This is a genomic window from Streptomyces amritsarensis, from assembly GCF_001953875.1.
Lineage (GTDB): Bacteria > Actinomycetota > Actinomycetes > Streptomycetales > Streptomycetaceae > Streptomyces > Streptomyces amritsarensis.
Genome location: NZ_MQUR01000153.1, coordinates 1 through 10,870 on the forward strand (window position 1 = coordinate 1; position 10,870 = coordinate 10,870).

A 10,870-nucleotide genomic window follows, 5' to 3' on the forward strand; every position below is an offset into this window, starting at 1 on the left:
CCCCGGGTCCGGCCCCGCGGCCCTGCCGGTCCGCGCGGCCGGACCGGCAGGGTGGCGGGGTGACAGGCAGGATGCGGGACCGGACTGTGAGGTGGGCCGTGAGGGGCACGGAGGGGTCCGGCCGTCGCCGACACCGCTGGGGGAGGGCCGGCGCGTCGATGCTGCTGCTGGCGCCCCTGCTCGCGGTGACGGCGGCCGCCGGACCGGGCGACGCCGGGGCGCAGCCCCTCGCGGCCGACGCCGGGAGCAGCAGGGTCGCGTACGCCGGTACGCGCCACCGCAGCCTGGGGCGGGTGGCGAACGACAAGAACGACACCAGCACCCCCCTGTTCGGCGACGGGCCGGCCCACCTGGACGTCCAGCCGTCGGCACTCGGCGACCTGCTCGTCTTCGCGAGCCGCCGCGACGAGAAGAACCCGCAGGTCTACCTGCGGTCCGCGGACGGCTCCGTACGGCGGCTGACCAGCGGCATGGACGCGGGGAACCCTCGGCTGACCCCCGACGGGCGGTCGGTCGTCTTCGACTCGGCCCAGCGCGGCGCGGCCGGCGGCGTCCAGCGCGACCTGTGGCTCGTGCGCACCGACGGCACCGGCCTGACCCGGCTGACCGACACCCCCGCCAACGAGGAGCACCCGACGGTCTCCGCGGACGGCGGGCGCCTGGCGTACTCCTCCGACGCCGACCGGGCCGCCGGAGCGCAGGTCTACGTACGCCCCCTGCGCGGCGGGGCCGCCACCCGGCTCACCGACCCGGCGAACGGCCGGGCCACCGAACCGGTGTGGAATCCGGTCGACGACGCGACGAACCGCGACGTGATCGCCTACACCGCCACCGGGGCCTCCGGGCCCCGCCTGCGGTGGACCAACGGGCGCGCCGACGGGCAGCTGCTGGCCGGCGCCCAGGCCGGCTGGCGGACCCGGGGGGCAGCGTGGCTGCCCGACGGGGACGGTCTGCTCTTCCTCAGCCCCGACCGCACCTGTGACTGCAAGGGCGACTGGGACCACGTCTTCCAGGTGCCCGCCCACTCGGCGGACACCCCCAAGCTCGTGTACAGCGAGGACCGCGAAATCGGCTCGCCCACCTGGCTCGGCCCCCTCAAGGGCGGCGGCGCCGTCGTCGAGCGGATCTCGGCGGCCGGCCCGCACGTGGTGACCTTGCAGGACGCGCGGATGGACGGCTCCGACCCCCGCGACCTGGGCCTGACGATCCTCGACGAGGACCCGGCGGCCGACACCAACACCGACCCGGCCAAGGATCCGCTGTTCCAACCCGGACCCGACTTCGACCCGTGGACGGAGCGGCAGAACTACACGCCCGACGGGCGCAGGATCGTGGTGACCCGCTTCGAGGGCAAGCCCGGCAGCCGGATCCAGCGGATCTGGACGGCGGACGCCGACGGCACCAACGCCGAGGCCCTGCCGCTCGCCGGCCGCGGCCCCAAGGACTGGGACACCGACCCGACGTTCTCCCCCGACGGCAGGTACCTCGCCTTCACCCGGACCTCGCCCGGCGGCGTCGGCCAGGCCGCCGGCCCCAGCCGCATCCTGATCGCGGACGCGGCGACCGGGGCGATCCGCGGCGAGATCACCCCGCCCGCGGACCAGCCCAAGGGCGGTGACGCCCAGCCCACCTGGTCCTCCGACGGCACGATGCTGGCCTTCACCCGCAACCTGGTGATCAACGGCCACGGCGGCAACAAGCACATCTGGACCGTGCCCGTGGACCACCTCGACCGGCAGCGCGACCTGAGTGCCACGATCTGCTTCGGTGCCTGCGAAGTCATCGACGACAGCCCGGCGTTCTCCCCGGACGGCACCACCGTCGCCTTCAACCGCAAGAACGGCGCGGGCCGCGTCGACGAGCGCAGCGGCATCCTGCTCGCCTCCCCGGCGGGCGGCTCCTGCCGGGTCCTGCTGCCCGACGCCGCCCGCGGCAAGCCGGGGGCCTGCGGCCGGGAGCTGCCCGAGACCACCGGCAACGGCCCCTACCAGCCCCGCGACGCCGCCTGGACCGCCGACGGCAAGTCCCTGGTGCTCACCGGCCGCGGCTCCCGGGCCGCCAACAGCCCGGAGAAGCTGAAGCTGGTGGACGTCGCGACCGGCGCCCACAACCTGCTCGTCACCGGCCTGCCGGGCCGCCAGAAGGAACCGAGCGTGCAGCAGTCGGTGGACCTCGCGGTGCGCGCGCCCGACAAGAGCGCGCCGCTCACCGTCGGCGGCTCCGCCACCGTCCGGGTCGACGTCGTCAACCAGGGCCCGGCGGCCTCCCCCGGCACCCGCCTGACCGTCGCACCCCCGCTCGGCGTCGGCATCACCGCGCTCACCGTGCCCGGCACGCCCGGCGCCACCTGCGACGCCGCCGCGCTGACCTGCACCCTGGGCATCGTGCCGCCCGGCACCACCGTCCCGGTGACCGCCACCCTCACCGGGCTCATCCCCGGCGACCAGCCCGTGGAGTGGTCGGTCACCGGCACGGTCCTCGACCCCCGCCCCAGCGACAACGCCGGCCGGACCGTGGTGCCGGTGCGCGAGGCCCCCGTACCCCCGAAGCCGACGCCGACGCCGACACCGCCCACCCCGACGCCGGCCCCGCCCACGACGCCCCCTCCCGCACCGCAGCCGCCCGCGCCCCAGGCCGGCCCCGGGGTGGGCATCACCGCGCAGCCGAACCCCGGCTACGTCGGCGGCCGCGTCGTCGTCACCTTCACCGTCGCCAACGGCCGCAGCGCCCTGGCCACCGGACTGCGGCTGCGCATCGGCCTGCCCGAGGGCGTCCCCCACGACGGGCCGCCGCCGGGCTGCGACCGGAACTGGACGTGCGCGCTGGCCGACCTCGCACCCGGCGCCCGCACCGTCCTGCGCGTCGTCCTCAGCCCCGACAAGGCGCTCACCGGCCAGGTCACCGCGAACCTCACGACGACCGGCACGGACGCCGACCCCGGCGACAACACCGCCCGGGAGCAGCTGCGCATCCTGCAGCCGCGCATCGTCGCCGTCCCGCCGATCGGCAGGCCCGGCTTCGTCACCTCGGTACGCGGCGAGGACTTCCCGCCCGGCGCGCCGGTGCGGTTCGCGTGGAAGCCGGGCATCACGGCCGCGGCGGCACCGACCGTCCCGCAGGCCGACGGCACGTTCATCGGTCAGCTGCTGATCCTGGCCAAGGACCAGACCGGCCCGCGCATCATCACCGCGAGCGGCCCCGGCTTCTCCCCCGTGCAGACCGACTTCCTCGTGGTCAACGGCACGGTGCAGCCGCCCGACGAGGTGACCCGCCGGTGATCCACGAGGTCGACGAAGGGCTGCGGCGGCTGCTCGCCGAATCCGGTCTGGAGGCGTCGGGCGTCGAGGTCGTCTTCGACGCGCCGACCCGCGACTGGGCCGCCCGCCGCAGCGCGCCCACCGTCTGCGTGTTCCTCTACGACATCAGGGAGGATCCGACCCGGCGCGGCAGCGGCGGGGGCGAGGTGTTCGACGAGGACGGGTTCGTCGTCGCGCGCCGCACCCCGCCGCGCTGGTTCGAGCTGACGTACCTGGTCACCGCCTGGGCGAGCAGGCCGCAGGACGAGCACCGGCTGCTGTCCCAGGTGCTCTCCTGCCTCGTCGCCACCGACACGCTGCCCCCGCGCCTGCTCACCGGGACGCTCGCCGACCTCGGCCTGCTCGTGGACGTGGACGCGGGCGGCACCGGCATGGACGCGCCGGCCGCCTCCGACGTGTGGTCGGCGCTGGGCGGCGAACTGAAGCCGTCGCTCGGGCTGCGAGTGAAGGCCCCGCTGGCCGGCATCAGCAAGGTCACCGCACCGCCGGTCACCCAGGGCCTCGTCGTGAACTCCGTACCGCAGGCCGGGCCGGACGGGGACGGGAGCCCGCGCCGACTGCGCTACGTCGAACTGGGCGCGCCGGGGCCGGAAGGCTTCGGCGGCTCCCGGGAACGGCCCAAGGCTCCCGCCCGGCGCCGACGAGGAGAACGCCAGCCGTGACGCACACCCTCCAGCCCCCGGTGGACGACCGGGAGCAGGCCCTCGCCCAGGAACCCGCTCCCGACCGGGCCCCGGACCGGCCCGTGGACGGGGACACGGACCGGGTCGCGGACCGGGCCGCGGACCGCGGCGACGAGGTCCCGTACCTGTGGGCGCGGCTCCGGCTCGTCGAGGAACGGGTCCGGCTGGCCGTGGAACTCCGGCGCGCCGCCGACCCCGACCCGGACGACCCCTACCGGGGCCAGTACCTCACGCCCGAGGCCGTCGCCCGGATCCTGGACGAGGGCGCGGAGCACGGCCCCGGCCTGCCCGCCCTCGCGCCGGCCTGGCCGCCGCCGCCCGGCTCGCCGCTCGGCGTCCTCGCCACGCGGTTCGCGCTGGAGCCCCTGGACGTGGACCTGCTGCTGGTCGCACTCGCCCCGGACCTGGACGCCCGGTTCGAGCGGCTCTACGGCTACCTCAACGACGACCTGACGCGCCGCCGGCCGACGGTGGGACTCGCCCTCGAACTGTGCGGCCGCGCCCGGTCCGCCGCCGCCCGCTTCCGCCTCTCCCCCGGCGCACCGCTCGTAGCGGGAGGCCTGCTGGAGGTCACCGAGCCCGACCGGCCGCCCCTGTCCCGGGTGCTGGCCGTCCCGGACCGGGTCACCGCCCACCTCCTCGGCGCCGCCGCACCCGATCCGCACCTGGCCGAGGTGCTCGGCGAAGCCGCCGACGATCCGGCCGTCGACCCCGGCGAACTGCACCGGGCCGCCGCCGCGGCCGGAAACGGCACCGGCCACGTCCACCTGCGCACCCGCGGCGGCGACCCCGAGGGCCTGGCCGCCGCCGCACTGCGGGCCCGCGGGCTGCGCCCCCTGGTCCTGGACCCGGCGGCGCTGACCCACCGCGCCCACGCCCTGCCCGCGCTCGCCCGCGCCGCCGCCCGCGAAGCCCGGCTGCTGGGCGCCGGTGTGCTGCTCGGACCGCTGGAGGCACTGCCCGACAAGCCCGACGAGCGGGCCCACGTACTGCGCACCCTGTGCACCGTGCTGCGCGGCATCCCCCTGTTCACGCACGGCACGAGCGGGTGGGAGCCCGCCTGGGCGGCCGCCACCCCCGTCTGCCTGACAGTGGCGGCGCCCTCCCCCGACCGGCAGGCCGTGCGCTGGCGGCACGCCCTGGAACGGGCCGCCGCCGAACACGGCCGTACGGACGCGGCAGCCGGCACAGGCATGGAGGGGGGCGCGGGCCGGGCGGAGGCGGACGGTGCGGAGGCCGGCAGGGCGGAGGCGCTCGCCCGGTCCGTTTCCGCGCACCGCCTCGACGCCGGCCAGCTGCGGCGCGCCGCCGACACCGCGTCGCGTACCGCGGCCCTCGACGGCCGCCCCGTCTCCCCCGACGACCTGCGGTCCGCCGTACGGGCGCAGAACGGCGCCGGCCTGGCCCGCCTCGCCCGCCGTGTGGAGCCGGCCGTGGGCTGGGACGACCTGGTGCTGCCCGCCCCCACCCACCGCCGGCTGCGCGACCTCGCGGTACGCGCACGCCACCGCGACCAGGTGCTCGGTCAGTGGGGCATGCGGCCCGGCGGCGGGCGCGGGCGCGGGGTGATCGCACTGTTCGCCGGCTCCTCCGGCACCGGCAAGACCATGTCCGCCGAGGTGGTCGCCGCCGACCTGGGCATGGACCTGTACGTGGTGGATCTGTCCACGGTCGTCGACAAGTACGTCGGGGAGACCGAGAAGAACCTGGAACGGATCTTCACCGAGGCGTCGGCCGTCAACGCGGTGCTGCTCTTCGACGAGGCCGACGCGATCTTCGGGAAGCGCTCGGACGTGAAGGACTCCCACGACAAGCACGCCAACATGGAGTCGGCGTACCTGCTCCAGCGGATGGAGTCCTTCGACGGCATCGCCATCCTGACCACGAATCTGCGGGCCAATCTCGACGAGGCGTTCACCCGCCGCCTGGACGTGATCGCGGACTTCCCCGTCCCCGACGCCGCCCAGCGCCGGGCCCTGTGGGAACGCTGCCTGGGCGGCCGGCTGCCCCGCGCCGACGACGTCGATCTCGCCTTCTGCGCCGACCGGTTCGAACTGGCCGGGGGCTCCATCCGGGCCTGCGCGGTGACGGCCGCCTACTTCGCGGCGGCCTCCGGTGAGCCGCTGACCATGCGCCAGGTGATGACGGCCGTCGCGCAGGAGTACCGCAAGCTCGGACGGCTGGTCCTGGAAGGCGAGTTCGGGCCGTACCTGGGCCAGGTCGCGGACGTGTGACCGGCCCGGCCGTCCGGACGACCGGTCCGGACGACCGGGCGCGCCGGTTCCGGACGTACGGGCGGGCCGGCTCCGGACGGGCGCGCCGGTTCGGGACGGGCGGTCCGGCTGCCTGGACGGCCCGGTGGCGATGCCCCGGAGGGCAGCGCATCTGCCCCTGACCAGGATCGAATTCCCCTGCCTGGGCCGGCTGCCGCGCGGAAGGCTGTGACCAGACCTGATTGCAAGCCGTGACGAAGGAGCGAGCATGCCGACGTACCTCACCCCGGGCGTGTACGTGGAGGAGGTGCAGTCCGGTGCTCGCCCGATCGAAGGGGTCGGCACCGCCGTCGCCGCGTTCGTCGGGTTCGCCCAGAGCGGGCCCTTCCACGAACCGACGCTGGTCACCAACTGGGACCAGTACTCCCAGCACTTCGGCGGCTTCACCGAGGGCACCTACCTGCCCCACGCCGTCTACGGCTACTTCGCCAACGGCGGCGGCGCCGCGTACGTCGTCCGCATCGGCGGGCCGGCCGCGGACGGCTCCGCACCGGCCGCCGCGGGAGCGGTCCCCCAGCCCCGGACCGCGCAGCCCGTCGAGCTCGGCGGCTTCCTGATCACGGCGCGCCCGGGCATCACGGGCGTGTCCGTGGAGATCGCCGACGCCGACGGGGACAACCCGCCGGAGGACCGCTTCAAGCTCCTGGTCCGCCAGGGCGAGCAGATCGCCGAGACCTACGAGGCCTCCTCCCGCAAGAACGTCAAGGGCTACCTCGTCACCCAGGCGCGCGCCTCGAAGCTGATCGAGGTCACCGAGCAGCGGTCCGCCACCCAGACCCGGCCCGCCGGCCAGACCGTGGCCCTGCCCGACGCCCCGGCCGCCGTGGCCGCCACGACCGGCCAGGGCGCCGTGGCCCGCCTCGACCCGGCCGAGTACGTCGGCGACGCGGGCGCCCGCACCGGCTTCGCCGGCCTGGAGACCATCGACGAGATCACCATGGTCGCGGTCCCGGACCTGATGAGCGCCTACGAGCGCGGCGACATCGACGCCGAGGGCGTGCGCACCGTACAGCTCGCGGTGATCTCCCACTGCGAGCAGATGGGCGACCGGGTGGCCGTGCTGGACACCCCGCCCGCGCTGTCCGCGCAGCAGGTGCGCACCTGGCGCAACGACGAGGCGGGCTACGACTCCCGCTACGCCACCCTCTACTACCCGTGGGTGAAGGTCTTCGACCCCGCGTCGGGCCGCAACACGACCGTCCCGCCGAGCGGCCACGTCGCCGGCGTCTGGGCGCGCAGCGACGCCGAGCGCGGAGTGCACAAGGCCCCCGCCAACGAGGTCATCCGCGGCGCGGTGGACCTGGAGTTGCGCCTGAGCAAGGGCGAGCAGGACCTGCTCAACCCGATCGGCGTGAACTGCGTACGGGCCTTCCCCGGCCGCGGTATCCGGATCTGGGGCGCGCGCACCCTCTCCTCCGACCCGGCCTGGCGCTACCTGAACGTGCGCCGCCTCTTCAACTACCTGGAGGAGTCCATCCTCCTGGGCACCCAGTGGGTGGTCTTCGAGCCGAACGACGACCGGCTCTGGTCCAGCATCCGGCGCAACGTCACCGCGTTCCTGACCGAGGAGTGGCGCCGCGGCGCGCTGTTCGGCCGCACGGCGGCGGAGGCGTTCTACGTCAAGTGCGACCGGGACAACAACCCGCAGGAGTCGATCGACCAGGGCCGCGTGGTCTGCGAGATCGGCGTGTCGCCCGTCAAGCCTGCCGAGTTCGTGGTGTTCCGGCTGGCCCAGTTCTCCGACAGCACCAGCCTCGTCGACGAGTGACCCTCCGGGGCAGCGGCACCGCCAGTACCGGCAGCAGCAAGGAAAGGTGAAGGACAGTCATGGCAGAGGGCGATGCTCTTTCCACCCATATCTTCGGCGTTCAGCTCGGCGGCTACCTGGTCGAATCCATCCAGGAGATCAGCGGCCTGACCGTCGAGGAAGAGGTCGTCGAGGTACGCCAGGTCAGCGCGGAGGGCAAGCAGATCATCCGCAAGCAGCCCGGTGCGCGCCAGGCGGGCGAGGTCACGATCACCCGGGGACTCGACAAGAGCAGCGAGTTCACCAAGTGGATCAAGGAGACGCTGAACAACGGCGCCGTCGACACCGCGCGGCAGAACCTCACGATCGAGATCAAGGACTCCACGGGCGCGACCATCCGCCGCATCCAGCTGATGCAGGGCTGGGCGTCCAAGTGGGAGGGCCCCTCCCTCAAGGCCGGCGAGTCCGCCGCGGCCACCGAGTCCGTGACCATCGTGTTCGAGGAGATCATCGTCGAATGAGGCGCCGCACGGTGACCGCGGGCAGCCTGGAGGAGATCCTCCAGGTCACGGCGCCCGCCCAGGCCCCGGAGCAGGCGGCGGCGCCCCCGGCCGCCGCCGCTCCGGCCCCCCGTGAGGACCACGGGCTGCGCACGGAGTACGAGTTCGAGCTGCCGCGCGGCTACGTGGACGAGGCGGGCACGGTGCACCGGCACGGCTCGATGCGCCTGGCCACCGCTCGCGACGAGCTCCGCCCGCAGATCGACCTGCGGGTCAAGGAGAACCCGGCGTACCTGAGCGTGGTGCTGCTGAGCCAGGTGATCACCAGGCTCGGCACCATCACCGACGTGCACGCCGGGGTCGTCGAGCGGATGTACGCGACCGACGTCGCGTTCCTCCAGGACTTCTACCGGCGCGTCAACAGCGAGGGCCACACCCGTGCGGCGGTCACCTGCCCGCACTGCGACGGCGGCTTCGAGGTCGACCTCTCCGGTGGGCGCCTGGGGGAATCGTGACGTACGCGCTCCCCCGGCTCCGGGAGGAGATCGCGTACATCGCCTACCACTTCCACTGGCGGCGCGACGAGATCCTCGACCTGACCCATGGCGAGCGCCAGGACTGGGTCACCGAGATAGCTCGGATCAACACCCGTGTGAACGAAGGCGGTTGAGCAGATGGCATGGCGGGACAGGCTGCGGCGGCGCACCGCTGTGCCGGATGCCGGGGCCTCGGCGCCGGCTGCGGCGGCGGCGGACGGCGCTGCCGTGCCGGCCGCCGGCCCCGCCGTACCCGGCGTACCCGGCGACTGGGACGGCGGCTGGCGCATGACCGCGCCGCCGCCGCTGACCGTCTCGCGGTCGGTCACGGGGGTCAGCGACGGGCTCGCCTTCCGCTCCGGCCTGGCCGCGTGGCGCAACCCGTCGTTCGACACGGGACTCGCCCACGGGCTGCTGCCGTCCGCCCCGGCCGGACTCGTCCGCGGGGTCGCCCGCCCCGCCACCGCCCGCCCCACCCACAGCGGCGGCGGGCCGCTGCTGCTGCGGGCGCTGCCCGGCGAACCCACCGGCACCGGCGCGGACCAGCAGCCGGAACAGACCGGGCCCGCACGCGAAACCCCGCAGGTCTCGCGCCGGGCCCGTCCCGGCGCCACCGCGCCGACCGCGGACCGGGGCGCGGACGCCGGCACACCGGGCCCGGCCGGATCGCGGGCCGAGGCCCGTGGCGCGTCGAGCACGTCCGCCGCCTCCGCCTCCGCGGCGAACAGCACGTCACCGGCTCGCGCCCGGAACCGGACCCGGACGCAGGGCTCCGGCTCCCCGGCCGCGGCCGGGACGCGGGGCCTCACGTCCACGGACTCCCCGGCCGTGCTCGGGGCGCCCGCGCCGCCCGTGCAGCGGGCCGCCGAGCCCGGCCGCGCGACGGCACCCGCAGCGTTCCCGGTGGTCCGGCGTATCGCGGTGATCCCCGGGCCCCCTGCCGCCGACGGCTCCGCTCCCGTACGGGCGGCCGCGGACGCCCGACCGGCTCGTACGACCGGGGAGACGCCCGGCGCCGACCGCACCACCGCGGTCCGGCCGCGCCCGGTCGGGCGTACGCTCACCACCGCGCGGGTCCCTGCGACACCCCGCCGCCGTGTGGCGGCTGTCCGTCCCCCCGCCCTGCCGGCGGCCGGCCCGGACCTGCCGGTGCAGCGTGCGCAGACCCGCGCCCCGCTCGGCGCCCCGCCCACCGAACTCCCGCCCCCGGCCGCCCCCTCGACACCGCCCGGCCCCACGGCCGCCGCGCCCATGCCGATGGTGCAGCGGCAGGCAGAGCCCGCAGCGAGCGGGCCGACGGCCGAGAACCCGATGCGCACCCGCGCCCCGCTCGGCACCCCCCTGACCGAACTCCCCTCCACCGCCACACCGTCCCCGTCCCACCCCGCACCGGCCAGCCCGGGCCCCGCCATGCCCACGGTGCAGCGGCAGGCCGAGGCGAGCGGCCCCACGGCCGAGAAGCCGATGCGCACCCGCGCCCCACTCGGCACCCCGCCCCCCGCGACGCCGTCCCACCCCGCACCGGCCACCCCGGGCCCGGCCAAGCCCACCGTGCAGCGCGCGGCCGAACCCTCGCCCACCGGCCCGGCCACCCCGGCCATGCCGACTGTGCAGCGCCAGACGGAGCCCGCCACCAGCAGCACGGCAGCACCGGCCATGCCCGCCGTGCAGCGGCAGGCCGAAACCGCCGCGAGCGGGCCGACGGCCGAGAAGCCGATGCGCACCCGTGCCCCACTCGGCGCCCCCCTGACCGAACTCCCGCCCACCGCCACACCGTCCCACCCCGCACCGGCCACCCCGGGCCCCGCCATGCC

At 75.7% G+C, this 10,870-nt stretch carries 7 protein-coding genes and 1 pseudogene; all 8 read left to right on the forward strand.

Annotated features, from left to right (window positions below; all coding sequences use genetic code 11):
* The first annotated feature begins 158 nt into the window (after nt 1-158).
* Entirely contained in the window at nt 159-3,278 is a 3,120-nt protein-coding gene (locus AVW11_RS34160; RefSeq protein WP_076046963.1) for a DUF11 domain-containing protein, read from the forward strand.
* Nucleotides 3,275-3,979 (forward strand): Pvc16 family protein, encoded by a 705-nt coding sequence (locus tag AVW11_RS34165; RefSeq protein WP_030855548.1) that lies wholly within the window; start codon nt 3,275-3,277, stop codon nt 3,977-3,979. Before AVW11_RS34160 ends, AVW11_RS34165 begins: the two co-directional genes overlap by 4 nt.
* Nucleotides 3,980-4,125: 146 nt before the next feature.
* Nucleotides 4,126-6,234 (forward strand): ATP-binding protein, encoded by a 2,109-nt coding sequence (locus AVW11_RS34170; RefSeq protein WP_076046964.1) that lies wholly within the window; start codon nt 4,126-4,128, stop codon nt 6,232-6,234.
* A gap of 247 nt (nt 6,235-6,481) precedes the next feature.
* Nucleotides 6,482-8,041 (forward strand): phage tail sheath family protein, encoded by a 1,560-nt coding sequence (locus AVW11_RS34175; RefSeq protein WP_030855544.1) that lies wholly within the window; start codon nt 6,482-6,484, stop codon nt 8,039-8,041.
* Nucleotides 8,042-8,100: 59 nt separating this feature from the next.
* A complete protein-coding gene (locus AVW11_RS34180; RefSeq protein ID WP_030031999.1) occupies nt 8,101-8,541 on the forward strand; it encodes a phage tail protein in 441 nt (146 codons plus the stop codon).
* Entirely contained in the window at nt 8,538-9,035 is a 498-nt protein-coding gene (locus tag AVW11_RS34185) for a zinc-ribbon domain-containing protein (RefSeq protein ID WP_030855542.1), read from the forward strand. The genes AVW11_RS34180 and AVW11_RS34185 overlap by 4 nt, the downstream gene beginning before the upstream one ends.
* The gene (locus AVW11_RS37925) at nt 9,032-9,190 is read left to right on the forward strand and encodes a DUF6760 family protein (RefSeq protein WP_167344733.1); all 159 of its coding nucleotides are present in this window, start codon (nt 9,032-9,034) and stop codon (nt 9,188-9,190) included. Before AVW11_RS34185 ends, AVW11_RS37925 begins: the two co-directional genes overlap by 4 nt.
* A 4-nt stretch (nt 9,191-9,194) precedes the next feature.
* Nucleotides 9,195-10,870 (forward strand): annotated as a pseudogene (locus tag AVW11_RS34190) (hypothetical protein); the annotation flags it as partial.

Excerpts from the sequence above, each read along its gene's own strand:
- AVW11_RS34160 (WP_076046963.1), top strand. The coding sequence starts at position 159 with ATGCTGCTGCTGGCGCCCCTGCTCGCGGTGACGGCGGCCGCCGGACCG.
- AVW11_RS34175 (WP_030855544.1), top strand. The coding sequence starts at position 6,482 with ATGCCGACGTACCTCACCCCGGGCGTGTACGTGGAGGAGGTGCAGTCC.
- AVW11_RS34180 (WP_030031999.1), top strand. The coding sequence starts at position 8,101 with ATGGCAGAGGGCGATGCTCTTTCCACCCATATCTTCGGCGTTCAGCTC.
- AVW11_RS34185 (WP_030855542.1), top strand. The coding sequence starts at position 8,538 with ATGAGGCGCCGCACGGTGACCGCGGGCAGCCTGGAGGAGATCCTCCAG.